The 25,370-nt window shown below is 64.7% G+C and carries 21 protein-coding genes, 1 tRNA gene and 1 pseudogene; 19 read left to right on the forward strand and 4 right to left on the reverse strand.

What is annotated here, in order from left to right; all coding sequences use genetic code 11:
- Positions 1 to 15 precede the first annotated feature (15 nt).
- Positions 16 to 3,174: an error-prone DNA polymerase gene (locus tag F816_RS0100365; protein WP_019593052.1), complete on the reverse strand. Its 3,159-nt coding sequence runs from the start codon at positions 3,172 to 3,174 to the stop codon at positions 16 to 18.
- A 182-nt stretch (positions 3,175 to 3,356) separates the two neighbouring features.
- Between F816_RS0100365 and F816_RS0100370 the strand changes: the two genes are divergently transcribed.
- A complete protein-coding gene (locus tag F816_RS0100370; RefSeq protein WP_019593053.1) occupies positions 3,357 to 4,625 on the forward strand; it encodes a phosphatidylserine/phosphatidylglycerophosphate/cardiolipin synthase family protein in 1,269 nt (422 codons plus the stop codon).
- A gap of 35 nt (positions 4,626 to 4,660) precedes the next feature.
- A complete protein-coding gene (locus tag F816_RS0100375; RefSeq protein WP_019593054.1) occupies positions 4,661 to 5,206 on the forward strand; it encodes a cyclin-dependent kinase inhibitor 3 family protein in 546 nt (181 codons plus the stop codon).
- 82 nt (positions 5,207 to 5,288) lie between these two features.
- On the opposite strand, the gene F816_RS0100380 is transcribed toward F816_RS0100375, so the two are convergent.
- Positions 5,289 to 5,918: an SPOR domain-containing protein gene (locus tag F816_RS0100380; protein WP_019593055.1), complete on the reverse strand. Its 630-nt coding sequence runs from the start codon at positions 5,916 to 5,918 to the stop codon at positions 5,289 to 5,291.
- Positions 5,919 to 6,162: 244 nt separating this feature from the next.
- On the opposite strand from F816_RS0100380, the gene F816_RS0100385 reads away from it, so the two are divergent.
- From F816_RS0100385 to F816_RS0100440, 12 genes are all read left to right on the forward strand, one after another.
- Positions 6,163 to 6,786 carry a class I SAM-dependent methyltransferase gene (locus F816_RS0100385; protein ID WP_019593056.1) on the forward strand — a complete coding sequence of 208 codons (624 nt, stop codon included), beginning with the start codon at positions 6,163 to 6,165 and terminating at the stop codon, positions 6,784 to 6,786.
- Between the two features lie 38 nt (positions 6,787 to 6,824).
- Positions 6,825 to 7,457: a DUF429 domain-containing protein gene (locus F816_RS0100390; protein WP_019593057.1), complete on the forward strand. Its 633-nt coding sequence runs from the start codon at positions 6,825 to 6,827 to the stop codon at positions 7,455 to 7,457.
- Between the two features lie 521 nt (positions 7,458 to 7,978).
- Entirely contained in the window at positions 7,979 to 9,109 is a 1,131-nt protein-coding gene (gene cfa, locus F816_RS0100395; RefSeq protein ID WP_038085135.1) for a cyclopropane fatty acyl phospholipid synthase, read from the forward strand.
- A complete protein-coding gene (locus tag F816_RS0100400) occupies positions 9,106 to 10,443 on the forward strand; it encodes an FAD-binding oxidoreductase (RefSeq protein WP_019593059.1) in 1,338 nt (445 codons plus the stop codon). Before cfa ends, F816_RS0100400 begins: the two co-directional genes overlap by 4 nt.
- Positions 10,444 to 10,659: 216 nt before the next feature.
- Positions 10,660 to 10,736: transfer RNA gene (locus tag F816_RS0100405), tRNA-Val, on the forward strand.
- A 157-nt stretch (positions 10,737 to 10,893) separates the two neighbouring features.
- Positions 10,894 to 12,456: a phospholipase D family protein gene (locus tag F816_RS0100410; protein WP_019593060.1), complete on the forward strand. Its 1,563-nt coding sequence runs from the start codon at positions 10,894 to 10,896 to the stop codon at positions 12,454 to 12,456.
- A gap of 48 nt (positions 12,457 to 12,504) precedes the next feature.
- A complete protein-coding gene (locus F816_RS0100415) occupies positions 12,505 to 13,053 on the forward strand; it encodes an RDD family protein (protein ID WP_019593061.1) in 549 nt (182 codons plus the stop codon).
- Between the two features lie 49 nt (positions 13,054 to 13,102).
- Positions 13,103 to 14,290: an NAD(P)/FAD-dependent oxidoreductase gene (locus tag F816_RS0100420; RefSeq protein WP_019593062.1), complete on the forward strand. Its 1,188-nt coding sequence runs from the start codon at positions 13,103 to 13,105 to the stop codon at positions 14,288 to 14,290.
- A 139-nt stretch (positions 14,291 to 14,429) separates the two neighbouring features.
- Entirely contained in the window at positions 14,430 to 15,434 is a 1,005-nt protein-coding gene (locus F816_RS0100425; protein WP_019593063.1) for a class I fructose-bisphosphate aldolase, read from the forward strand.
- A gap of 456 nt (positions 15,435 to 15,890) precedes the next feature.
- Positions 15,891 to 17,624, forward strand: a complete 1,734-nt coding sequence (soxB, locus tag F816_RS0100430) for a thiosulfohydrolase SoxB (RefSeq protein ID WP_019593064.1) — start codon at positions 15,891 to 15,893, stop codon at positions 17,622 to 17,624.
- A 105-nt stretch (positions 17,625 to 17,729) separates the two neighbouring features.
- The gene (gene rlmM / locus F816_RS0100435) at positions 17,730 to 18,806 is read left to right on the forward strand and encodes a 23S rRNA (cytidine(2498)-2'-O)-methyltransferase RlmM (protein WP_019593065.1); all 1,077 of its coding nucleotides are present in this window, start codon (positions 17,730 to 17,732) and stop codon (positions 18,804 to 18,806) included.
- A gap of 296 nt (positions 18,807 to 19,102) precedes the next feature.
- The gene (locus F816_RS0100440; RefSeq protein WP_019593066.1) at positions 19,103 to 19,465 is read left to right on the forward strand and encodes a DUF1622 domain-containing protein; all 363 of its coding nucleotides are present in this window, start codon (positions 19,103 to 19,105) and stop codon (positions 19,463 to 19,465) included.
- 211 nt (positions 19,466 to 19,676) lie between these two features.
- Here the strand turns inward: F816_RS0100440 and F816_RS0100445 are convergent, their stop codons facing one another.
- Positions 19,677 to 19,991 carry a HigA family addiction module antitoxin gene (locus F816_RS0100445; protein ID WP_019593067.1) on the reverse strand — a complete coding sequence of 105 codons (315 nt, stop codon included), beginning with the start codon at positions 19,989 to 19,991 and terminating at the stop codon, positions 19,677 to 19,679.
- A gap of 12 nt (positions 19,992 to 20,003) precedes the next feature.
- A complete protein-coding gene (locus F816_RS0100450; RefSeq protein WP_019593068.1) occupies positions 20,004 to 20,285 on the reverse strand; it encodes a type II toxin-antitoxin system RelE/ParE family toxin in 282 nt (93 codons plus the stop codon).
- A gap of 360 nt (positions 20,286 to 20,645) precedes the next feature.
- On the opposite strand from F816_RS0100450, the gene F816_RS0100455 reads away from it, so the two are divergent.
- The 5 genes and pseudogenes from F816_RS0100455 to brnA all read left to right on the forward strand — a co-directional run bounded on the left by F816_RS0100455 (position 20,646) and on the right by brnA (position 25,359).
- Positions 20,646 to 22,625, forward strand: coding sequence for a class I SAM-dependent DNA methyltransferase (locus F816_RS0100455; protein ID WP_019593069.1), 1,980 nt, complete (start codon positions 20,646 to 20,648; stop codon positions 22,623 to 22,625).
- Positions 22,622 to 24,001, forward strand: coding sequence for a restriction endonuclease subunit S (locus F816_RS13935; RefSeq protein ID WP_019593070.1), 1,380 nt, complete (start codon positions 22,622 to 22,624; stop codon positions 23,999 to 24,001). Before F816_RS0100455 ends, F816_RS13935 begins: the two co-directional genes overlap by 4 nt.
- On the forward strand, positions 23,998 to 24,945 hold the full coding sequence (locus F816_RS0100465; protein WP_019593071.1) for a GIY-YIG nuclease family protein: 948 nt from the start codon (positions 23,998 to 24,000) through the stop codon (positions 24,943 to 24,945). The genes F816_RS13935 and F816_RS0100465 overlap by 4 nt, the downstream gene beginning before the upstream one ends.
- 15 nt (positions 24,946 to 24,960) lie before the next feature.
- Positions 24,961 to 25,103 (forward strand): annotated as a pseudogene (locus F816_RS15025) (BrnT family toxin); the annotation flags it as partial.
- Positions 25,093 to 25,359 (forward strand): type II toxin-antitoxin system BrnA family antitoxin, encoded by a 267-nt coding sequence (gene brnA, locus F816_RS0100470; protein ID WP_019593072.1) that lies wholly within the window; start codon positions 25,093 to 25,095, stop codon positions 25,357 to 25,359. The pseudogene F816_RS15025 and the gene brnA, both read left to right, overlap by 11 nt.
- The last annotated feature ends 11 nt before the right edge of the window (positions 25,360 to 25,370 follow it).

The following is a 25,370-nucleotide window of genomic DNA, read 5'->3' on the forward strand; positions in this document are numbered from 1 at the left end:
CAGCCCATCCCCGGTTCAGCCGAAGTCGCGGGAGTGGGTGGCGAGTTCGCCGAGCCAGGTGCTGCGGTCGATCAGGCGCTGCACGATCAGGTGGCCGACGCCCTCGCTGTACTGCCACTCGCCGTGGGCCTCCAGCAGGCGGCCGTGCAGGACCTCGGCGCGAAAGCGCTCCACCCGATCCGGCCATACGATCAGGTTCAACGTACCGGTCTCGTCTTCCAGGGTCAGGAATACCGTGCCGTTGGCCGAGCCGGGGCGCTGGCGGGTGATCACAAGCCCGGCGTAGCGGGCGCCACTGTAGCCGGGTTGTTCGAGTAGCCTGGCGGCGGTGGCCAGGCGGTGCTGTTCCAGGAACGGGCGCATCAGCGCCAGCGGGTGCGGGCCCAGGCTCAGGCCCTGGGTGGCGTAGTCCTGCACCAGGTCGTCCACCGCATCCGGGCGGGGCAGCAACGGGGTCACGTCGGCCTCGCGCACGGTCTCGCCCGGCCCCTCGGCGAACAGCGGCAGGGGCGCCTCCACCGCCTCGGTGGCCCAGCGCGCCTGGTGGCGGTTGCCGGCCAGGCCCTTCAGCGCGTCGGCGCGCGCGAGGCGATTGGCCTGGGCGCGGGTGAGGGCGGCACGGGCCACCAGGTCCGGGACGTCCGCGAAGGCCCGTTCAACGCGGGCGGTGACCACGCGCTCGGCGATGTCGCGCGCCAGTCCGCCGATGCGGTTCAGACCCAGGCGCAGGGCCAGCGCGTCGCTCCCGGCCAGCGGTTCCACCGTGCACTCCCAGTCGCTATAACGCACGTCCACCGGGCGGACCTCCACGCCGTGGCGGCGGGCGTCGGCGACGATCTGCGCCGGGGCGTAGAAGCCCATCGGCTGGCTGTTCAGCAGGGCGCAGGCGAAGATCGCGGGCTCGTGGCACTTGAACCAGGACGAGACATAGGTGATCAGCGCAAAGCTCGCCGAGTGCGACTCGGGAAATCCGTATTCGCCAAAACCGAGAATCTGCTTGTACAGCTGCTCGGCGAATTTCTCCGGATACCCCCGTTCACGCATGCCGTCCATCAGGCGCTCGCGGTAGCGCGCGAGCTGGCCGGTGCGGCGCCAGGCGCCGATCGCGCGGCGCAGCCCGTCCGCCTCGCCGGCGGAGAAACCGGCCGCGACCATCGCCAACTCGATCACCTGCTCCTGGAAGATCGGCACGCCCAGCGTTCGGCCGAGCACGCGTTTCACCTCGCTATTTGGGTAGCGCACCCGTTCCGGGTGGGCGCGGCGCTTGAGATACGGGTGCACCATCTCGCCCTGGATGGGGCCGGGGCGCACGATGGCGATCTCGATCACCAGGTCGTAGAAGTTTGCGGGCTTCAGGCGCGGCAGCATGCTCATCTGCGCGCGCGACTCGATCTGGAATACGCCCAGGGTGTCGGCCTTCTGCAGCATGCGATAGACCGCCGGGTCCTCGGCGGGGATGTCGGCCAGGCCCCAGTCGCGGCCCCGGTGATGCGCCATCAGCTCCAGTGCGCGGCGCACGCAGGAAAGCATCCCCAGCGCCAGCACGTCGATCTTCAGCAGGCCCACCGCATCAAGATCGTCCTTGTCCCACTGGATCACCGAGCGCTCCGGCATGGCCGCGTTCTCGATGGGGACCAACTCGTCCAGCCGGCCGTCGGCGATCACGAAGCCGCCGGTGTGCTGCGACAGGTGGCGCGGGAAGCCGAGCAGCTCGGCGGTCAGCGTCTGCCACTGGCGGGCCAGGGCGCCGTCCGGGGCCAGCCCGACCTCGTGCAGGCGCTCGGCGGGGATGCCGTCGTCCCACCAGGCGAGATTGGCGGTCAGCGCATCCAGCCGTGCACGCGAGATGCCCAGCGCCCGGCCGACGTCGCGCAGGGCGCTGCGGCGGCGGTAGCGGATCACCGTGCAGGCCAGCGCGGCGCGTTCGCGGCCGTAGCGCCGGTAGATGTACTGGATCACCTCCTCGCGGCGTTCGTGCTCGAAGTCGACGTCGATATCCGGCGGCTCGCCTCGCTCGGCGGAGATGAAGCGCTCGAACAGCATGCTGGAGCGCGAGGGATCGACCGCGGTGATGCCGAGTGCGTAACAAACCGCCGAGTTCGCGGCCGAGCCGCGCCCCTGGCACAGGATCCCGCGGCCACGGGCAAAGCACACGATGTCGTAGACGGTCAGGAAGTAGGGCTCGTAGCCCAGCTCGTGGATGATGCCCAGTTCGCGTTCGATCTGTTCGCGCACGGGGGCCGGGATGCCATCGGGCCAGCGCTTGAGCGCGCCCTTGAGGGTCTCCTCGCGCAGGTAGGCGGCCGGGGTCATGGTCTTCGGCAACGGGTCGGTGGGGTAGCGGTAGGTGACCGCGTCCAGCGAGAAGTCGCAGTCCCGCGCGATGGCCACACTGGCCTCAAGCCAGGCGGCGGGATACAGCGCGGCCAGTTCGGCCCGCGGGCGTAGGCAGCGTTCCCCATTGGGGAAGCGTTCCTGCGCCGCCTCCGCGACCGTCGTACGCAGGCGCAGGGCGGTCAGCACGTCCTGCAGGGCGCGCCGGCCGCGCCGGTGCATGTGCACGTCGCCGCAGGCGACGATCGGGAGTCCAGTGGCGGCTCCCAGCGCCCGGGCGCGTGCCGTCAGAGTGGCATCTTCGGGGGTACGCAACTGGCTCACGGCCAGGTGGCCCTGACCTGGGGCGGCCCATCCGGACAGCCAGTGGGCCGCTGCGGCGAGCGCCGCCCCTGGGCTGTCGGCGTCGACCCGCAGCAGGCTGTGCCAGCCGGTGCGGCTCTCGGCGGGCAGGGCATCCAGGTCGGCGCGCGTCAGGTGGTAGTGTCCCTTGTCCGCCGCGCCGCGGGCCCGGGTGATCAATCGGCACAGGGCGGAATACCCCGTGGCATTGCGCACTAGCAGGGTCAGAGTGGGGCCATCGGCAAGCCGGAAGGTCGCCCCCAGGATCAGGTGCAACCCACATTCCTTTGCTGCCGAGTGTGCTCGTACTACACCAGCCAGCGAGGCGATATCAGTCAGCGCCAGCGCGCGGTAGCCCAGCGCCTGCGTCCGTTCGACCAGTTCCTCCGGGTGCGAAGCCCCGCGCAGGAACGAGAAGTTGCTGAGCGTCGTCAGTTCGGCATAAGCCGGGGGGGCGACAGGATGCTTGCGGGTGGGGGTATGGGCTTCGATTTCCATGTACTGTCGATATATACAGTATATGGAATCCGCCCCACAATGACCGCAGGGATCGCCAACCCATTACGCTGGGACGCGGTCGCGGGATCCAGGCCTCTGACGAACTGCTCCCCAGTTTGTTGTAATCGGCTGTGTACACTGCGGCAAACCCCTCATATATCCGCTGCCCGCCTGGAGACCCCATGCGCTACGTCCTGCTCCCGATGGTGCTGATTGCCCTGATCTTTGCGCTGGGGAATGTGGTGCTGTTCAATGCGTTGCCGAAACCGGACCGGCTGAAAGAGCCGCTGGCGCTGGAGTACGGGACTTCGTCGGAGCAGTTCCGGCGGGACATGGGCCTGCTCCTGCAGCAGCCGATCGTGAGCGGCAACCGCATTGACCTGTTACAGGACGGCGAGGCCATCTACGCGGCCAAGATCGAGGCGATCGAAAACGCCGAGCATTCGGTCACCTTCGAGGTATACGAGTACTGGGGCGAGCAGGCGGCCCTCTTCTCCGAGGCCCTGGCGCGTGCGGCGGAACGCGGGGTTCGGGTGCATGCCATGCTGGATTTCATTGGTTCGCGCAATGCGGACCCGGAGATGTTCGAACGCATGGAAGAGGCCGGGGTGGAGCTGGTGCGCTGGCGCGAGCCGTCCTGGTACCAGTTGTCGCGCTTCAATCACCGCACGCACCGCAAGCTATTGGTGGTGGACGGTCATACCGGTTTCATCGGGGGGGCCAACGTGGCCGATCCCTGGGTTGACGGTGACGACCGCGATGGCTATCGCGACAATCACTTCCGCATCCAGGGCCCGGTGGTTGGCCATCTGCAGGCGGTGTTCCTGGAGACCTGGCTGGATGCCACGGGGCGGATGCCCACCGGCAAGGCGTATTTCCCCGAGCTGTCCGAAATGGGGGATCGCGATGCCCAGATGGTTAACAGTGCCCCGCGCGAGGGGCGTCACCGGGTGCGCTTGATGTTTCTGCATGCCATTGCCGCGGCGGAAGAGCACATCACGATCGGCACGGCCTATTTCTATCCCGATCCGCGGTTCCTGGAGGTACTGGAGGAGGCGGCCAACCGGGGCGTCCGTATTCGCGTGCTGGTCCCGGGCGACAGCATGAACTTCGGTTTCTTCCGTCATGCATCGGTCAATCGCTGGCGGCCGATGCTCGAATCCGGGGTGGAACTGTACGAGTATCATTCGCGCATGTACCACTCCAAGCTGATGGCGATCGACGACCGCTGGGCGAGTATCGGCTCCGCGAATCTGCACAACCGGTCGTTTCGCCTGAACGACGAGGCCAACCTGAACATCTGGGACGAAGGCTTCGCCCGCGAGATCCGCGAACTGATCGAGGTGGACAAGGCCGATGCCGAGCGCCTGACCATCGAGGACTGGGAGAACCGGCCGCTGCGGCGACGCCTGGCGGGGTGGATCACGCACCTGATTGGTCCCTATCTTTAGATGCACCATTTCGACCCCCACGGCAGGAGCACGCCATGACATTCCCCAAGGCCGGCCAGACCCCTTCGCTCGACATCGGGGTCATTCATCTGCCCGAGGGCGGGGCGATTGGCATGACTCGCTGCCCCGGCAAGCGGCCGGATGGAACGAGTTGCGCGGCGCAGGACGTGGAGGCGGATCTGGCGGCGCTGTGGGACTGGGGTGCGAACGTACTCGTGACCCTGAATCAGGGGTCCGAGCTAACTGATCTGGGTGTCCCGGATCTCGGGAAGAGCGTTCAGGCGGCAGGGGTGCGCTGGCTGCATCTTCCGATCGGCGACATGGCCGCCCCCGATCGGCCCTGGGAAGAGGGCTGGCAGGATGTCGGGCCGCAGGTCCACCAGCGGTTGCGGGCCGGCGAGCGCGTGGTGTTCCACTGCGGGGGCGGTCAGGGCCGTGCGGGCACCATTGCCGCTGTGACCCTCATCGAACGCGGATACTCGCCAGACGATGCCATCCGGGAGGTTCGTGCGGCGCGTCCCGGCGCGATCGAGAGCCCCGACCAGGAGCGTTACCTGCGTCGCCTTCCGCGCACGGCCTGAAGCCCTTCGTGATCGAAGCGCGGTGTCGGGGCCGCACCGTCCCGCCGGATGCGTTGTGTGCAGGTCTGTTCTGTGGGGCGGGTCAGGAACGGTTCAGCGGCCGCGCCACGATGAAGGCTCCTGGGAGTGCGTCCCGATCGTGTGCCTCGAGGGTGGCCATCGCGGCGGTGCGGGTGGCGAATAGCCCGATGCGAACCCGGTAGCGCTCGGAAGACCCTTCCGGGCCGTCGACCACCTCCAGACGGCTGGAAAGACCCTGGCCCTTCAGTGTCTGATCAAGTTTCCGGGCGTTCGCCAGTTCCGCGAATACGCCAGCCTGGATAGAGTACAAGTGGTGCTGCGCGGGGTTGTCCTCCGCCGGGGCGTGCTTGGTTGCGAGGGTCGCTTCCGGGGGTGTCTCGCGGGCTTCCCTTTCAATTCGGACCGAGTGGCTAGCGCGTGAGAAAGGGCGGGGCGCGGGTTCCGCAACGGTCTCGCTGTCCTGGATGGACAAGGGCACCGCCGTGTGCAGGATCGAAGGAGAGCGATGTTCGATTTCCAGAGGCGGGTTGGTGTGTTGGCTAGCCGATTCGTCCGGTTCGGCGGCGACGGGCCCCGGGGCGCCGATCGCGGCGCCTGAATAGACGCCCAGAACAAAAAGCAGGATGGTGGCCAGCGGGGTGCCCACCACCAAAATAAACAGTTGGCGTCGGGTTAGGAACAGATTGATCATTTTGTGACCCTCCTTGGCAGGGTGTTTGCCGTCACGTCCTCGAGGGGCGATTCCATCTGTGCATGACGGAAAAATGGCGCTGCATCCCCTCTGATGGAGGGATGTGCAAACAAGATGCCAGTTTGAGGTGTCGGTTTGGCATGGCGATTCGGTGTGCGGCCGCACGCCGGTTTTTAGTACCTACGCCGGGGGGCATCCACGCTTCGCCTGACTCTTCGGCCACGGACCAACTCAAGGGGAAGTGATGCGCAGCGCCCTTTACGATCGCTTTGTTCTCAGGCTCACCACGCCCTGGTATGCCGAGGTCTTTCAGCGCCTGCTCAAGGACGCGGTGGTGCTGGATGTCGGTGTCGGGACGGCCGGTGCCCTTCTGGCCAATGCCGACGCCATTCGTGACAAGTGGCTGCACGTGGTCGGGATCGATGTTGACGCGGACTATATCGCACGGGCCCGGCACCGGGTCCGTGATTCCGGCCTGCAAGACAGGGTGGAACTGAGCCAGGAGTCCGTTTATGACCACCAGGGTGGGCCATACGACGCGGTCTATTTCTCCGCGAGCTTCATGCTGCTTCCCGAGCCGGAACGTGCACTCACCCATTGTTCCAGGATGCTCAAGCCGGACGGGCGGATCTATTTCACCCAGACCATCCAGCAACGACCGGCGCGCTGGCTGGAACGGCTCAAGCCAATGCTCAGGCGCGTCACGACCATCGACTTTGGTCGGGTTACCTACGAGGCGGATTTCCGTGCGCACATCCGTTCCGCGGGGCTCGAACTGGAAGAGTTCACGGTGCTTTCTCGGCACGGCGGCCGGGCCTCCTGCATTGCCGTTGCACGCCCCTCGGTTGCTGACGTGAACAAGCCATAGCCGCCTCCATTGTGCGCGCACTCAACGGGAGACAGGACTTGAGGGGATGGATTGTCGGTGTCGACCTTTCCGGGCCGGGGAGCGCGCAGTACACGTCCGTTGCGGTCTTCCGCGAACAGGGCAGGGGACTCCAACTGACGGAGCTACTTGCGGGAGCGAACGACCCGGCGATTCTGGACCAGGTGCCAGCCGGCGCGATTGTGGGGCTGGACGCACCACTGTCGTATTCCGCCATCGGCGGCAGCCGCGAGTCGGATCAGGCCTTGCGCCATCTGGCTGTAGGGCTGGAGCTCCCGGCAGGGACCGTAATGGCCCCATCGGCGCCACGCATGGCCTATCTGACGCTGCGGGGTGTGGCCGTTAGTCGGATGCTCTGTATGGAACGCCCGGATGCGCGAGTGGTGGAGGTGCATCCAACCGTGGCCATGGCCCTGCGAGCGGCCCCTGTCGCCGCCTTGAGGGCCATGAAGAAGGATCCGGCGGCGCGGCAGATACTGCTCGCCTGGCTTGAAGCGAAGGGACTGGCTGGTGCGCAGGACCTTGAGGACGCCAGCGACCACTCGGTGGCGGCCTGTGCCGCGGCCCTGGCCGCCTGGCAGTGGAGCCAGGGCAAGGCCGCGTGGAGCTATCCGGCGCAGCCGCCATTGCATCCTTTTGACTTTGCCTGCTGAGCGGACCTTGTCGTCTCGAAGTGTCCCGGGTGCGGGCGAAGTTTTGACCATCACCATATCGAGGCAGCGGTTGGTTTTGGATCCGGGAAATCGACGCGGCTACGCAGGCCAATCCCGTCGCTCAGAAGACTCCGGCCGGCCCTCTGGAAAGCGACAACACCCATCGGATGAACGCCGTTCGGGGCTTGATGCCGAAACCGTATCTGCCCCACTTGATTAATCGATTGAATCTCTCGGTTTGGAGATTGTGCCGACCGGCCGAGTGGCCAAGCAGGAAAGGTTGTTCGCGTCATCCGGTTGGCCGTCGGCAGGGCGTCCTCGAATTCACTGGCTGGAAACCTGAATGATAGGGTCGTTGCAGTGGCGAGGGCACGTGGCACTGACAAACCCTCGCAGTGACGTGCTATCCACAGTAGCCTGGGTTTTGCATGGGGCCATGGTCTTGCGCTTCTCGAGTGGCAGGCCCCGCGCTCAGGCCGGTGCCGCAAGCCGGCCATCCGATTTCTGCAAGGAGCACGAACATGTCAGCAAGACAACAAGTCACGCAGCTGTTGCGTAGCGCTGACGTCGAGGTCGGGGGCGAGCGGCCCTGGGATGTCCAGGTCCACGACGAGCGGCTGTATCGACGGATTCTGGCCGCGGGGTCGCTCGGTGCCGGCGAGGCCTATATGGAAAGCTGGTGGGACACCAAGCGGCTCGACGAGCTGTTCTTCCGGTTGCTCGGGGCACGTTTGGACCGCGAGGTGCGCAGCCCGGTGGTGCTCGGCCGGGTGCTGCTGAGCTGGCTCGCTAACGAGCAGAGTCGCCGGCGCTCGCGGCGGGTCGCGGAGCAGCATTACAACCTCTCGAACCGTCTCTACGAGGTCATGCTCGGGCCGACCATGCAGTACACCTGCGCCTATTACGGCCCGGACGGGACCGAGGCGACCCTGGACGCGGCACAACGCGCGAAGCTGGAGCTGATCGCGCGCAAGCTGCACCTGGAGCCGGGTATGCGTGTGCTCGAGCTGGGCGGCGGGTTCGGCGAACTGGCCCGGTATCTGGCCTCCGAGCACGGATGCGAGGTGGACAGCTACAACATCAGCAGCCAGCAGGTGGAGTACGCGAGAGGGCTCTGCGAGGGCCTTCCGGTCGATATCCGGCAGCAGGACTACCGCGAGGCGGCCAACGAATCCCGGCAGTACGATCGTGTCGTGAGCATCGGGTTGATGGAGCACGTCGGCCCGAAGAACTTTCGCGCGTTCTTCGAACTCGCGCGCTCCCGCCTGAAGCCCGGTGGCCTGATGCTGCTGCACACCATCGGGGGCAACGTCAGCCGTAGCAGCACCGACCGCTGGATCGCCAGATACATCTTCCCCGGTGGCGTGATTCCATCCGCGGCGCAGCTCACTCGGGCCAAGGAGGGCCTGTTCGTGCTCGAGGACTGGCACAACTTCGGCCCGGACTATGACCGCACCCTGATGGCCTGGGACGACAATTTCGTCGCCGCCTGGCCGGATCTGAAACAAAGCGAAGGCCTGGATGAGCGCTTCTACCGGATGTGGCGCTATTACCTGTTGAGCTGTGCCGGCGCCTTCCGTGCGCGCCAGCTGAACCTCTGGCAGCTCGTGCTCAGCCACGGGGATCTGCCGCGTTACGAGTCGGTCCGATGAGCAGCGCCGCCTGGGCCGTCCACCGCAATCGTGTGGCGGCGATGGCCGCAGCGCTGGCCGGGTCGGACGGACCGGTGCGCCTGAGAAAGTCCACCAGCAACCTGTTCAGGCCGCGCCAGGAGGCCCGGCGGACCGAGATCGACGTGGCTTCGCTCAACCACGTGATCGAGATCGACCCCGAGGCCGGCGTTGCCGAGGTCGAGGGCATGACGACCTATGCCGACGTGGTCGACGCAACCCTGCCGTACGGCCTGGCACCGGCCATCGTGCCGGAGCTCAAGAGCATCACGGTCGGCGGTGCGACCACCGGGATCGGCATCGAGTCGGGTGCGTTCCGCTACGGCCTGGTGCACGACACGGTGGACGAGCTCGACGTCATGGTCGCCGATGGCCGCGTGTTGACCTGCTCGCGCGAGCAGCGCCCGGAACTGTTCTACGGCTTTCCGAACTCCTACGGCAGCCTCGGTTACGCCACCCGGGTCCGGCTGCGGCTGATTCGGGTGCAGCCTTATGTGCGGCTCGAGCACACCCGCTTCCGCGACGCCGAAGAACTGTTCGCCGCGATCGCCGAGGAATGCGCGCACCCGACCTGCGCGTTTCTCGATGGCGTGTACTTCGGCCCCGGCGATTTCGTGCTGACCCGCGCGCACTGCGTGGAATCATCGCCGGCGGACACCGAGGCCAGTGACTACACCTGGATGCGCCAGTACTGGCAGAGCCTGCGCGAGCGGCGCGAGGACTATCTGAGCATCCACGACTACCTCTGGCGCTGGGACACCGACTGGTTCTGGTGCAGCAGGAATGTCGGCGCCCATCTCAAGCCGGTGCGGCTCCTTCTCGGGCGCAAGCGCCTGTCGAGCGTGACCTACCAGAAGATCATGCGCGCCAGCCGCCGCTGGCCGTTGAGCCTGCTCCATGCGGTTCGTCCGCGCAGCGAGTCGGTGATCCAGGACGTCGACATCCCGATCGCCAACGCCGCGGCGTTTCTGGCCGATTTCGAGGCCGAAATCGGTATCCGTCCGGTGTGGATCTGCCCATTTGTCGTGCCCGACGCCGGGTTCTCGTTGTTCCAGCTGCGTACCGATACCGCGTACATCAACTTCGGCTTCTGGGACATGGTCCGCTCCAGCGAGCCCGATGGTTATTACAACGCTCGGGTCGAGGCACTGGTCGCGAAACACGGCGGCAAGAAAAGCCTGTACTCGCGCAGCACCTACGACGAAGCCACCTTCTGGCAGAACTACGACCGTCCAGCCTACGAGGCCCTCAAGCGCGAATTTGATCCCGAAGGGCGCTTTCCAGGACTCTATGAAAAGGCGGTGCAACGGGGCTGAGGCCGGTTGGGTCTCGAGACTGGAACCGCTCGTCCACACCCTGGAGGGCGCGCGCCGGGAAACCGCGGCGATCGGCAAGAGCGCGATCAACGGTCAATGCAGCGTTGCGCGTTCAGGGTGCCGTGGGCCGATCCCGTTAACGCGGCACGCAAAATGCGTTAACGGATGCTTTGACAGGGGGCGGGGAGTCGGTAGAATACGCGGCTCGAAGACGACAGGCGCGTAGCTCAGCTGGTTAGAGCACCACCTTGACATGGTGGGGGTCGTTGGTTCGAGTCCAATCGCGCCTACCAGATTGTGAAGAAGCGAGTCAGGGTCCGCCCGGCTCGCTTTTTTTATGCCCGGGCGGTCGGCGGATGTCCCGGATCGACAGGGCGCGTACGTGGCGTCAGGCTGGCACCGGGCGTGCTATTCGATAAAGGGGGCATCGCGTCGGGCGATTGCTTGTTCATGCGTGATCCGTATCGGTTTTCCTGGCTTCTGGCCGTGCTGTTTCTCGCACTCGCGGCGGGTTGTGCGCCGTTGCAGCCGGCGCCGGAGCGCGGATGGCAAGCGTTGGAGCCCCCCGCCTCAGAGGGGCCGCTGGCGGAGTGGCTGGAAGGGTTCGAGCCGGCCCGCGAGCGGGGGAAGACGGGATTCCGACTGCTGGACGAGGGGGCCGAGGCCTTTCGCTGGCGGGTGATGAGCGTGCGCATGGCGCGCGAGCGGATCCAGGTGCAGGCCTATATCTGGCGCGACGATGCGGCCGGCCGGGTGCTGATGGGCGAATTGCTCGGGGCGGCCGATCGTGGCGTGCGGGTCTCCTTGCTGCTGGATGACGTCGACGCGCGCGGGCGCGACGCGACGTTGGCCGCGATTGCGCAGCATCCGAACGTTGAGGTTCGGATCTTCAATCCGTTCCGTACGCGCGAGGGTCTGCTGCGGGCCAGTGCCGAGTTCTTTTTTCGTGGTAGCGACCTGAATCACCGGATGCACAACAAGGCCTGGGTGGTGGACGGGCGCCTGGCGATTACGGGCGGGCGCAATGTCGGGGACGAGTACTTCGAGGCGAGCCCGGATTACAATTTTGCGGATCTGGATCTGGTGGTGGTGGGGCCGCTGGTCAGGGAGATCGACCGGTCGTTCGTGGATTTCTGGAACAGTCCGGGCGCCATCGAGGTCGAGCGCGTTGCGCGAGAGGCCGGTTCGCCGGAGCGCCTGGCCCTGCAGCAAGGGTCCCTGCGGGCCTGGCTGGCACAGAATCACACCCACCCCCTGATGCAGATGGAACCCCTGAATGGGCAGCCGGTGCCGCAGCCGATTGCCGATCCGGCGGCATATGTGTGGACGACGCGCGCGGAGTTCGTGGTCGATGACGAGGCCAAGGCGCGTGCACGAGGCGATGGCTCGCGAGTCGCGGACGCCCTGGGTGAGCGGCTGCTGGGTGTGGAGCAGGAACTGCTGATCGTCTCGCCGTACTTTGTGCCGGGGCGTGACGGGACGGCCCAGCTGTCGCGGATGAGCGAGTCGGGGGTGCGTGTACAGGTGCTGACGAACTCGCTGGCGGCGAACGATGTCGCCTTTACCCATGCCGGCTATGCGCGACGGCGACATGCGTTGCTGGATGCACGGGTCGAGCTGTTCGAGCTGCGCCCGACCGGGCCGCCGCGCTGGGCGCGCCTGGAGCGCGATCGCGGGATCGAGCCCTCGCAGGCCAGCCTGCATTCCAAGTTGCTGGTATTCGACCGCGAGGAGGCCTTTGTCGGCTCGTTCAACCTGGACCCGCGCTCGGCGCATACGAACAGCGAGTCCGGTGTGTTCCTGTCCGAGCCGGTTTTGGTGGAACGGCTGGCCGCACTGCATCAACGGGGGGTTCGGCCGCAGGTGGCCTACCGGGTGGAGCGGGATGCATCCGGTGGTCTGGTATGGCGGGACGGTTCTGGAAATGCCTACCGTCAGGAGCCCAAGGCGGGGCTGTGGCGGCGGTTTGTGTCCGGCATGACCCGGATCCTTCCCGTCGAGCCGTTACTGTAGGCGGTCGGTCCTGGCGAGAGCGCACAACACAAGGGAGAGCGAGACATCATGGATTGTGGACAGTGTGGCAAGCAGAACCCGCCAGAGGCGCGGTTCTGCATTCAGTGTGGTGCGCCGCTGGGGGCCGGAGCCGGTGCTCACGACGGCCCGCCCGAGGCGCGTGCGGCCTACGGTGGCTTCTGGGTGCGCGTGGGGGCCTATCTGCTGGATGCGGTGATTATCGGTGTGCCGCAGATCGTGGCGCAGGCGTTGATCAGCCCGGAGACACTGGCCGCGCGCGGGCCGGATGACCCCGTTCCGCCGGGGGAGGCGGCCTGGTTTCTGGTGAATGTCGTGGTGGCCTGGCTGTACTGGGCCGGCATGCACAGCTCCCAGTACCAGGCGACGCTGGGCAAGATGGTGTTTGGCCTGCGAGTGGTGGACTTCCAGGGTGAGCGGATCTCGTTCCTGCGCGCGACCGGGCGGCATTTCGCGACCATCCTGTCCGGGCTGATCCTGATGATCGGCTACATCATGGTGGCCTTTACCAAGCGGCGACAGGCCTTGCATGACCTGATCGCGCAGACCCTGGTGGTGCGCAAGGAGTGGGTGCGCTGATTGTGCCAGGGACTACGCATAACTCCCGATTCGAGCCGCAGCGCGCGCCATGAGTGACGCGGCGAAGCATTTCGATGTGGTCGTGATCGGTGGCGGGGCGGCCGGGCTGATGTGCGCCCTGACCGCGGGCGGGCGTGGGCGACGGGTGCTGGTGCTGGACCATGCCAACCGGGTCGGGAAGAAGATCCTGATGTCGGGCGGCGGCCGCTGCAACTTCACCAACATGTATTGCGAGCCGGAGAATTTCATCTCCGCGAACCCGCATTTCGTGAAGTCCGCGCTCAGCCGCTACAGCCAGTGGGACTTCATCGCCCTGGTGGACAAGCACGGCATTCCCTACCACGAAAAGAAGCTGGGTCAGCTGTTCTGTGATCGCTCCTCGAAGGACATCGTGCAGATGCTGCTGGATGAGTGTGCCGCGGCCGGGGTCACGGTGCGCACGGATACGCCGGTGGCGGATGTGGAGCCAGGTGCGCCGCACCGGCTGATGGCCGGGCAGGAAGCGATCGCCTGCGAGTCGCTGGTGATTGCCACGGGGGGGTACTCCATTCCGCGCATGGGGGCCACAGGCTTTGGCCTGGATCTGGCCCGCTCACTGGAGCTTCCGGTACAGCCGACGCGGCCTGCGCTGGTCCCGTTCACCCTGAGCGGGCGGCCCCTGGAGGAGTTGGAGGGGCTGTCGGGTGTGGCGCTGGATACGGTGACGACGGCCGGGGGCGTGGGGTTTCGCGAGAACCTGCTATTTACGCATCGGGGGCTGAGCGGTCCCGCGGTGTTGCAGGCGTCGTCCTACTGGGAGGAGGGTCATCCGGTGGCGATCGACCTGTTCCCGGGCATGGATCTGGCGGCGCACCTGCGCGAACTGCGCGAGCAGCGTCCGAAGCTGGAGCTCAAGAGTGTGTTGGGCGAGCAGCTGACGCGCCGGGTTGCGCAGCGCTGGTGCGAGCTGTGGGTGGAGAACCGGGCACTGGAGCACTTGAGTAACGCGGATATCGAACAGGTGGTAACCGTCTGTCAGCCATGGACGGTGTGGCCCGCGGGGACCGAGGGCTATCGTACGGCGGAGGTTACCCTGGGCGGGGTGGATACCGCTGCGCTGTCATCCAAGACGATGGAGTGCCGGACGATCCCGGGCCTTTACTTCATCGGCGAGGTGGTGGATGTCACCGGGCACCTGGGTGGCCACAACTTCCAGTGGGCTTGGGCCTCCGGACACGCCGCGGGCGAGTTCGCCTGAGCGGTTTTCATGCGCCGTGGACACGGCCTTTCGTGTTGTTCCGGAAACTGTGGTGGGGTTTTCCCTGTCGGGTTGGAAGAACCCGCGGAGGGTGACTACTCTTCGAAGGCAGTCCCACGCAGAAATGCAAGGAGCAGGCATGAAGATCGATCAGTTGGTAGAGACGGCCGAAGCGATGGTGGCCCCCGGCAAGGGCATCATCGCCATTGATGAATCCACCGGGACGATCGGCAAGCGCCTGGGCGCGGTCGGTGTCGAGAATACCGAGGAGAACCGCCGCACGTACCGCGAGCTGTTGCTGACGACGCCGAAGCTGAAGGAGTACATCTCGGGCGCGATCCTGTATGACGAGACGCTCCGCCAGTCCACCCGTGACGGCAAGCCGTTCGTGGACGTGATGAACGAGGCCGGCATCCTGCCTGGCATCAAGGTCGATACCGGCGCGAAGGATCTGGCCGGCTTCCCCGGCGAGAAGGTGACCGAGGGCCTGGACGGACTGCGCGAGCGGCTCGAGGAGTACGCGCGGATGGGGGCCCGGTTTGCCAAATGGCGCGCGGTCATCACCATTGGCGAGACCATGCCCACTGATACCTGCATCGAATCGAATGCGCATGCCCTGGCACGGTATGCCGCACTGTGCCAGGAGCACGGGATCGTGCCGATCGTGGAGCCCGAGGTCCTGATGGATGGCGACCACGACATCGAGACCTGTTACGGCGTGACCGAGGCGACCCAGCGGGCCGTGTTCCGGGCGCTGTACGAGCATCACGTGCTGCTCGAGGGCACCATCCTCAAGGCCAGCATGGTGCTGCCGGGCAAGGACTGCCCCGAGCAGGCCAGTGTCGAGGACGTCGCCCATGCGACCCTGCGCTGCCTGGAATCCGCGGTGCCGGCGATCCTGCCGGGGGTGGTGTTCCTCTCGGGCGGGCAGAGCGACGCCGATGCTACCAACCACCTGGACGCCATGAACCAGATCGGTGGGACACCGTGGCCGCTGTCCTTCTCCTATGGCCGTGGCATGCAGCAGGCCGCGATGGAGCTTTGGGGCAAGGATCCTTCCGCCAACTTCGAGAAGGCCCAGCAGACGGTGTTCGAGCGCGCCCGGGATAACGGGCTGGCGGCCCAGGGAAAGTACGGGGCCTGAGGCCGCCGCCTGCCAGCCGCAGTGCGCAAGCGCAGCAACGGGATCGCCGTATATATTGATCTGGATCAAGAAAGACCGCCGGAAGGCTGACTAGCCTGAGATCGTCGGATTCGATCCTCGGCCCAGCAAGGGATGCACGATCCCCCAGCGTGCGGTGCGGGCCGGTTGCTTCCGGCGGTGTATGTCGCGTCTTGGCCTGCTATCTCCGGGTAGCAGGTTTTTTTGTGTCTGCACTGGTGCGAAATGTGACAGGCATAGCAAAAAGATGGAAAGTCTCCAACACTCAGGAAATGGTGTCTTTTTCTCCCGATCTCCATCAAATAACGCGAAAATACGCTGTTGTTGTGCCCATTCCCCCATCCGGTTCGGGGAACATTCGCGGTGGCCGTGCGTCGGGAGCTTGGTAAGGGGTGCGATTGGCGTCCCGGATAAAACCAAGCCACCAAGGAGATCCATATGAGTCTTACGCGCAGAGAGTTTCTCGAAGCCATGGTCGCGGCCAGTGCCGCCGGCTTCTCGATGAATGCCTGGGCAGGCGAGAAGGGGTCCTGGAAGCCGGCCGACGCGAACATGTACGACCTGCCGAAATTTGGCAACGTGTCGCTGCTGCACTACACCGACTGCCACGCGCAGCTGAAACCGGTGCACTTCCGCGAGCCGGACGTGAACATCGGCGTGGGCGATATGCAGGGCAAGCCGCCGGTGCTGGCCGGCAAGGAAATGCTGGAATATTTCGATATCCAGCCGGGCACGCCGCTGGCACATGCTGTCACCCATATGGACTTCAAGTATGCGGCCGAGAAATACGGTCGCCTGGGTGGGTTCTCCCATCTGTCCACGCTGATCCAGAAGCTGCGCGCGGAGCGCCCGAATTCCCTGCTGCTGGATGGTGGCGACACCTGGCAGGGCTCCGCGACGTCGCTGTGGACGAACGGGCAGGACATGGTCGATGCGCAGAAACTACTAGGCGTGGACATCATGGTCGGCCACTGGGAGTTCACCTTCGGCGACGAGCGGGTGATGGAGATCATCGAAAACGACTTCAAGCCCAACAACATCGAGTTCCTGGCGCAGAACATCGAGGATCGCGACTGGGGCGACCCGGTCTTCGAGCCCTATACCATCCGCGAGATGAATGGCGTGCCGGTCGCCGTGATCGGCCAGGCGTTTCCCTATACATCCGTGGCCAACCCCGACTACATGTTCCCGGACTGGAGCTTCGGCATCCGCGACGAGAACATGCAGCGCATGATCGACGAGTGCCGCGAGAAGGGCGCCAAGGTGGTGGCGATCCTGTCGCACAACGGTATGGTCACCGACATGGAGATGGCCCGTCGCCTGCGCGATGTGGACATCATCATGGGCGGGCACACGCATGATGCGGTGCCGGGCGCGATGGAAATCGAGAATGCCGGCGGCGAGACCACGCTGGTCACCAATGCCGGTTCCAATGGCAAGTTCCTGGGCGTGATGGATCTCGACGTGACCGACAGCGGTATCCGCGATTACAAGTTCACCCTGCTGCCGGTGTTCTCCAACCTGATCGAGGCGGATGCCGAGATGGAGGAGCACATCCGCACGGTGCGCGAGCCCTATGAGGACAAACTGAATGAAGAACTGGCCGTAACCGACGGTGTTCTTTACCGCCGCGGCAACTTCAACGGTACCTTCGACGAGGTCATCATGGATGCGATGATCAAGGAAATGGATGCCGAGGTGGCTCTGTCGCCCGGCTTCCGCTGGGGCATTAGCGTCCTGCCGGGTTCGCCCATCACCTTCGAGGAGTTGATGACGCAGACCGCGACCACCTATTCGGAGACGCAGCGCAACGAGATGACCGGTGCGCAGCTGAAGAATGCCCTGGAGGACGTGGCCAACTCGATCTTCAATGCCAATCCCTACCATCACCGCGGCGGGGACATGGTGCGAACCTCGGGCATCGAATACACCATCGATCCGCACGAATCGATGGGTAGCCGTATCAGCGACATGCACATCAACGGTGAGCCGCTGGACCCGGACAAGAACTACGTGGTGGCCGGCTGGGCCAATGTCCACGAGCCGCTGGATACCGATCCGGTATGGGATGTGGTCGCCGGGTATCTGCGCGATCGCGACACCATCAGCCCCGGCAAGCCCTACCTGCCGAAGCTGAAGAACGTCGCGGGCGATCCTGGCCTGGATCGCTGATCGGCGTTTGGCTTGGCCCGCGCGAGCGGGCCGGGTAGTCTCGCAGCCGCCGTGCACCATTCGGGTGTGCGGCGGCTTTTTTGTGTGTGGGAGAGGGGTTCTGGGATGGGAACGAGCGGATCAGGCTTTTCCGGCCTGCTGCTGTATTGTCGCGCGGGCTTCGAGGCGGATCTGACGGCCGAGCTGGCCGACCGCGCAGCGCGCGCAGGGCTGGGTGGTTTTGCGCGGGTGCAGCCAGGCAGCGGGTACGTCCATTTCGAGCCGGCCGGTTGCACGGTGGAGGCGCTGGCGCGCGCATTACCGTTCGAGGAATTGATCTTTGCGCGGCAGGTCTTTCCGGCGTTGCCGGCACTCGAGGGCCTGGATCGCGCGGATCGGCTGACGCCCGTCATCGAACAGGCGTTTGCAGCCGGCTGCCCGGTGGATTCCATCTGGCACGAAATGCCGGATACCAACGAGGGGAAGGGCCTGCGCCGGTTGATCAAGGCCGTGGAGCGGCCGCTGGCCTCCGTCCTGCGCAAGCGCGGGGTGCTGCGGGCACAGGCAGGCGGGCTGCGCCTGCATGTCTTCTGGCGCTCCGGCGACTGCGTGCAACTGGGCCTCAGCCGGCCCGGCGAGCGCAGCGAATGGCCGGGCGGCATCCTGCACCTGCGCTCGCCACGCGAGGCACCCAGCCGGTCAACCCTGAAGCTGGAGGAGGCCTGGCACACCTTCATCCCGCGGGATGCCTGGGACACGCGCTTGGCGCAGGGCATGCAGGCCGTGGACCTCGGCGCAGCCCCGGGTGGCTGGACCTGGCAGCTGGTGCGACGCGGTATGTACGTGCACGCAGTAGATAATGGCCCGATGGATGCCCCGTTGATGGCAACCACCCAGGTGGAGCACCACCGTGAGGACGCCTTCTCCTGGGTGCCACCGAAGTCGGTCACCTGGCTGGTCTGCGACATCGTGGACAAGCCATCAAAGGTGGCCGCACGCATGGCGGACTGGCTGGAGGCCGGCTGGTGCCGCGAGGCCATCTTTAATCTCAAGCTGCCGATGAAACAGCGCTGGCAGACCGTATACGACTGCCTCGACCACATCGAGGAACGCCTGCTGGATGCCCGAATCGCTCACCGGATGCGGGCGCGACAGCTCTATCACGACCGCGAGGAGATCACCGTGCATGTAGAGCGGGGCTGAGTTGGATGTACTCGCCCTGGCGCGGCCGTTTTTCGTCCGGAATTGCACGAATAAGCATCCCACTGGGCGGTTTTTTTGGGCATAAAAGACAGGGAGTCAGGCGGTTACCGTGGTCCGACCCTGGCGGGCACCCCCACACATGCCTTCGCGCATATCGAAACCACACCACTGAAGAGGCGCGCTTCAGCCCCGTTCTTCCCACAGGTCCGACAGACTCCTGGCGGGTCAACATTGGCCGACGACCAACAGCCGGCAGTAGACTTGCCGCAAATCGCTGACCAGCAAAGGATGCGGACATGCCCGATGTCTTCCTTCAGATCGCCAACGCACTGGTCCTAGGGCTCGAAGTAGTCGGCATCGCCGTGATCATAGGCGGATTCGTGCTGGCAACAGTGGTTTGGCTGGTAAACATGCGCCGGATGAGCACACACGAGGCCTACGTCGATTATCGCCGCCGCAGCGTGCGCGGCCTGATCCTCGGACTGGAGTTCCTGGTCGCGGCCGACATCATCATGACCGTGGCGATCGAGTACTCCATGGAAAACGTACTCATGCTGGCCCTGATCATTCTCATCCGCACACTGCTCGTGTTTGCCCTGCACCTGGAGATCGAGGGCCGTCTCCCGTGGAACCAGCCGGACGACGATAGCAAGACCTGACCAACTCGCAGCGGTGGGCCAATCTCTGGTGTGATGTTGCTGGAGCGATACCGGGAGACGCTCGTCAGGACATAGAGGCCGTAACGCTTGCGCGCCTCGCGGAGGGCCGCGGTCAGATCTTGCCCCTTACTCTGCGCGCCTGGCTTTGGGTGAAAGGCAAGACCGGACCCCGTGGGTGCTGGGTCGCTATCGGAAGACAGGGACAGAGCGGTCAAGCAGCACTGAGTGGTCGGATGCGGCCTACGTCGTCCTGAATGGCTTGGGCGGCGTCCCAGAGATCCACCGCGCGCTGGGCGTTCAGCCAGTACTCCGGCGTCGTCCCGAATAACCGAGCCAGACGAAGCGCCATCTCGGGGCTCAGCGCGCGGCGCTCGCGCAGCAGTTCGTTGATGGACTGTCGCGACACACCCAAGGCTCGTGCCAGTTCGGCAGTGCTGAGGGTGTAATCCGGCATGAAGTCTTCCCGCAGCATTTCGCCCGGATGGGTGGGGCGGCGCTTCAAGCCGCTCGTGTTGGGAATCGTCATCACTGATACCTCCTAGTGATAATCCGCGATTTCGACATCGTAGGCGTCCCCATCCTCAAAGCGAAAACAGATCCGCCACTGGTCGTTCACCGATATCGCAAACTGGCCCTTGCGGTCGCCTTCCAGGCTGTGCAGTCGATTTCCTGGGGGTACCCGCAAGTCCTCAAGTCGCTCGGCGATGGACAGATAATCCAGTTTCCGAACGGCTCGTTTCGTCACATCGGGCGGGATCTGTTTCGACTTCCCTGTCGCGTACAACTCCTGCGTACGCCGATCAGCGAACGTCTTGATCATGGCTCATTTGTACGGTGTCACGTGACGCGTGTCAATAAGGGGCTTCCCGGTGTAAGCCGCGGAAATGGCGGTAGCCCAAGGGCCCGAGTAACGAGCGCGCAAGAGGAAAGGGTCACCCATGATTCGGCCCTTGATCCATGGGGTCTGCAGTGGCACGGCGGGGTAGGAGCACGCCTTGCGCGCGAATGAGGGTCTGGCGGGGCTGGCGGTGTGATTTGGCGAAGGCTGGTTGTGCGGGGTCGGGGCTCGGTGGTGGTCGCCGCGCCAGGGTTCGCGCCCCGGCGACGTTGCTGCAACAATGCCCCCAACTAGGTGGTGGACTCGCCCTCGGGTGGGTGAACAGCAACAGGGGAGCAGGGGTTGAACACGGAGAATCATTCGGAGACGGCGGCGTGGATCTGGTCGGTGGCGGATCTGCTGCGGGGGGACTTCAAGCAGTCGCAGTATGGGCGGGTGATCCTGCCGTTCACGCTGCTGCGGCGGCTGGAGTGCGTGCTGGAGCCAACGAAGGACAAGGTCCTGGCGGCGGCCAAGGCGCACGAGAACAAGCCGGATTCGGTGCGGGAGAAGGTCCTGCTGCGCGAGGTCGACCAGCCGTTCTTCAACACCTCGCCACTGTCGCTTGCCAGCCTGTCGGACACGCAGACGGCCGATGACCTGATGAGCTACATCGAATCCTTCAGCTCGCACGCTGGCGAGATCTTCGATCACTTCCACTTCGGGGACTTCGTCGAGCAGCTTGCGGCCAACAACCTGCTCTATCAGGTCGTGCAGCGCTTCGCCGCCATCGACCTGCGCCCCGCGCGTATCTCCAACTTCGGCATGGGGCTGGTGTTCGAAGAGCTGATCCGCAAGTTCGCGGAGAGCTCCAACGAGACCGCCGGGGAGCACTTCACCCCGCGCGATATCGTGCACCTGACCACCTCGCTGGTGCTCACCGGCCAGGACCACAAGCTCAAGCCGCACGCCATCGTCACCGTGTACGACCCGACCTGCGGCACCGGCGGCTTCCTGTCCGAGAGCGACGAATACATCCAGCAGATCAGCCAGGACGTGAGCGTGTCCCTGCACGGGCAGGAGCTGAACCCCGAGTCCTACGCCATCTGCAAGGCGGACATGCTGGTGAAGGGCCAGAACGTCGAGAACATCAAGCTGGGCAACACGCTCTCGGATGATCAGCTCGAAGACCTGCACGCCGACTTCATGCTCGCCAATCCGCCGTTCGGCGTGGAGTGGAAGAAGGTCCAGAAGCAGGTGACCGACGAACACAAGCACAAGGGCTTCAACGGCCGCTTCGGCCCGGGCCTGCCGCGCGTCTCCGACGGCTCGCTGCTGTTCCTGCTGCACCTGGTCAGCAAGATGCGCGACCCGCGCCAGGGCGGCTCGCGCATCGGCATCATCCTGAATGGCTCGCCGCTGTTCACCGGCGGCGCCGGTAGCGGCGAGTCCGAGATCCGGCGCTACCTGCTGGAGCACGACTTCGTGGAGGCCATCATCGGCCTGCCCACCGACATGTTCTACAACACCGGCATCGCCACCTACGTCTGGGTGCTGTCCAACCACAAGCCCGCCGAGCGCCGCGGCCGCGTCCAGCTCATCGACGCCACCGACCGCTACGCCAAGATGCGCAAATCGCTCGGCTCCAAGCGCCAGTACGTCACCGATGCGGACATCGACGCCATCGTGCGCACCTACGGCGGCTTCGAGGAAGGCGAGAAGAGCAAGATCTTCCCGACCGAGGCCTTCGGCTACCGGCGGGTCACCGTCGAGCGCCCCCTGCGCCTGAACTTCCAGGCCAGCCCCGAGCGCATCGAACGCATGCTGGCCGAAAAGGCCATCCAGAAGCTGGACGACACCACCCGACTCGGCGTGCAGGCCGCCTGCGAGCGCCTGGGTGCCGACACCCTGTACCGCAACCGCGAGGCCTTCCTGAAGGACCTGCAGGCCGCGCTGAAGGCCCTCGACCTCAAGCTGGCCGCCCCGGCGCTCAAGGCCGTGGTCAACGCCCTCAGCGAACGCGACCCCGAAGCCGATCTGTGCACCGACAAGCAGGGCAACCCGGAACCGGACAGCGACCTGCGCGACACCGAGAACGTCCCGCTGGGCGAAGACGTGTTCGACTACTTCGAACGCGAGGTGAAGCCGCACGTCCCGGACGCCTGGATCGACGAGAACAAACGCGACGAACAGGACGGCGAGATCGGCATCGTCGGCTACGAGATCCCGTTCAACCGCCACTTCTACGTGTTCCAGCCCCCGCGCCCGCTGGAGGAGATCGACGCTGACCTGAAGGCCGTCACCACCCGCATTAAGCAAATGATCGAGGAGCTGTCGGCGTGAGCTTCCCGAAGTATCCCGAGTACAAGGACTCCGGTGTCGAGTGGCTGGGGGAGGTGCCGGCGCATTGGGAAGTGATCCGACTCGGCCATTTTGCGCGTTCACAAGGAGGTGGCACTCCGCCAAAAGATGACCTCCAGTATTGGAACGGTGGTGTGCCGTGGGTTACCCCGAAGGATATGAAGGTGGAGCGCATTGAGAGCACCATCGACACGCTATCGGAGGCGGCGCTTCACTCTTCACCAGCCCGCTTGATCGAGCCAGGGCGAGTTCTTTTGGTGTTCCGGTCCGGGATTCTGCAGAAACGGATACCGGCTGCAATCAACGAGGTTGCTGTAACAGTCAATCAGGATGTCAGGGCATACGATGTCAGGGAACGTATGCTGCCCCAGTTCTTTTTAAGGATGGTCCAGGGTTTGAACCGGGAACTCTTGTTTGAATGGTCCAAGCAAGGGGCAACGGTTGAAAGCCTGGAGTCCGAGTTCGTGAGTTCCACCCGGGTGCCGATACCTCCGCGGATCGAGCAGGAGCAAATCACATCGTTTCTGAAGTGTGAGATCGAAAGGATCGATGGGCTGATCGAGGAGCAGCGGCGGCTGATCGAGCTGCTGAAGGAGAAGCGGCAGGCGGTGATCTCCCACGCCGTCACCAAGGGCCTCGACCCCAACGTGCCCATGAAGGATTCCGGCGTCGAGTGGCTGGGCGAGGTGCCGGCGCATTGGGAGTTGAAGCGGTTGGGGGATATTGTGGAGTTTACACAGGGAAAAGCGCATGAACCATTTGTAGATGAGGATGGTGAATACATTTGCGTGAATTCACGTTTCATTTCCACCAACGGTCGTGCAGTTAAAAGATGCACAGAGAACCTCACTCCCGCCGATGAGGGTGACGTGCTTATGGTCATGAGCGACCTCCCAAATGGTAGAGCGCTAGCGAGATCCTTCCTTGTGGAATACTCGGGGTTGTATGCTGTAAATCAGCGTGTGTGCAGAATTAGGCCGATTGGCGCTTTATCGTTGTTTTTATTTTTCTTGTTAAATCGCCATCCGGCGCTCTTGTATAAAGACGATGGATTTAATCAAACCCACCTTTCTGGGGCAGACTTCACGAAGTTGCAGATTTATCTTCCGTCGACTGATGAACAGCTATCGATTTCGAGATATCTCTCCTCTCACATCCGTCGGATTGATGCCTTGCTAGCCGAGTCCGAAGAAAACGTAGATCTGCTCAGAGAACGGCGCTCTGCCCTGATATCCGCGGCGGTTACCGGCAAGATCGACGTGCGTGGTTGGGCGGGTGCTGCTGAGCAGGAGGAACCCGAACTCTCAATGGTTGCGGAGGAACAGGCCGGATACTCGACGCAGGGAGGTGCGGCATGACCCAGGGCCGCAGCCTCCGCCTCTTCCTGGTCGATGGCACGCCGCACGGCCTGCTGACGGCCGAGATCATGAACTGGACCGGGCATGTGCTCACCGGGCCGCGCGGCAAGCTGAGCGAGCTGGTGCAGCGGCCGGAGTGCGGGCGTACCGGCATCTACTTTCTGGTCGGGCCGGACGAGGAGAACAGCCTGCGCCCGCAGGTGTACATCGGCGAGTCCGATGATGTGGGCAAGCGCCTGAAGCAGCACAACCGCACCGAGGAGCAGGGCGGCAAGGACTTCTGGGAGAAAGTCTGTCTGGTCACCAGTAAGGACCAGAACCTGACCAAGGCGCATGTGAAGTACCTGGAGAGCCTGCTGATCCAGCAGGCGAAGGCCCTGGGCCGCTGCACCCTGACCAACGGCACCAACCACGAGTACATCAACCTGCCCGAGGCCGATCAGGCGGATATGGCCTTCTTTCTGGAGCAGATCCGTACCGTCCTTCCCGTGCTCGGCTTCGAGTTCCTGCGCGACGCCTCGCGCCCACGTTCCCGCGACACGTTGACGGGCTCGGAGGGGGATGCCGGCTCGGATGCCTCGCCGATCTTCCGGATGGAGGTGCCGAAGTACGGCATCACCGCCCACGGGCAGGAGGTAGAAGGCGAGTTCTTCGTGCTGGAGGGATCGAAGGCCCGTGCCGAGTGGTCGCAAGCCAGCCACAGCTATAAGCGCCTGTATGAGCAACTCGGCGAGGAAGCCGTGCTCGTGGACGATGGGGCGGGGTTGCTGACCTTCGCGCGCGATTACGCGTTTTCCAGCCCCAGCGCGGCCGCGGCCATCGTGGTCGGACGTGCCGCCAACGGGCGTACCGCATGGAAGGCGGAGGACTCGGGCCAGACGTACGCGGAATGGCAGGAACAGTTGGTCGCCGAAGCTGCCGAAGCCAGTCCTGAAGCGCTATGACAGGCCCCGCCGTTTTCGGAGGGCGAGCCGCGATTCCTGCTGATTGGGAAGATTGCTGGGAGACACTGGTCGGCTGTTGTCACTACAGGGAAGGCCGTATTCGCCTGATTTCCGTCAGGCGCTCCCGCAAGCAGGAGGTTGAGCTTTATGAAAGCTAAAGACTTCGACAAAAAATTCGACGAAGGGCAGGAAGACATCGTTGGCGATCTCGAGCTCTCGTCGGCGCGCCGCGTCAACCAGGAACAAAAGCGCATCAACGTCGACTTTCCCGCCTGGGTGGTCGAGTCGCTGGATCGCGAGGCGGCACGCATCGGCGTGACCCGTCAATCCATCATCAAGGTGTGGCTGGTCGAGCGCCTGCAAGCGGAAGCCGCCAACAAGCCGCTGAAGGGTGGCGCCGGCGGCAGACATTAGCGGGGCGTTGA

The organism is Thioalkalivibrio sp. ALM2T, from assembly GCF_000381505.1.
Classification (GTDB): domain Bacteria; phylum Pseudomonadota; class Gammaproteobacteria; order Ectothiorhodospirales; family Ectothiorhodospiraceae; genus Thioalkalivibrio; species Thioalkalivibrio versutus.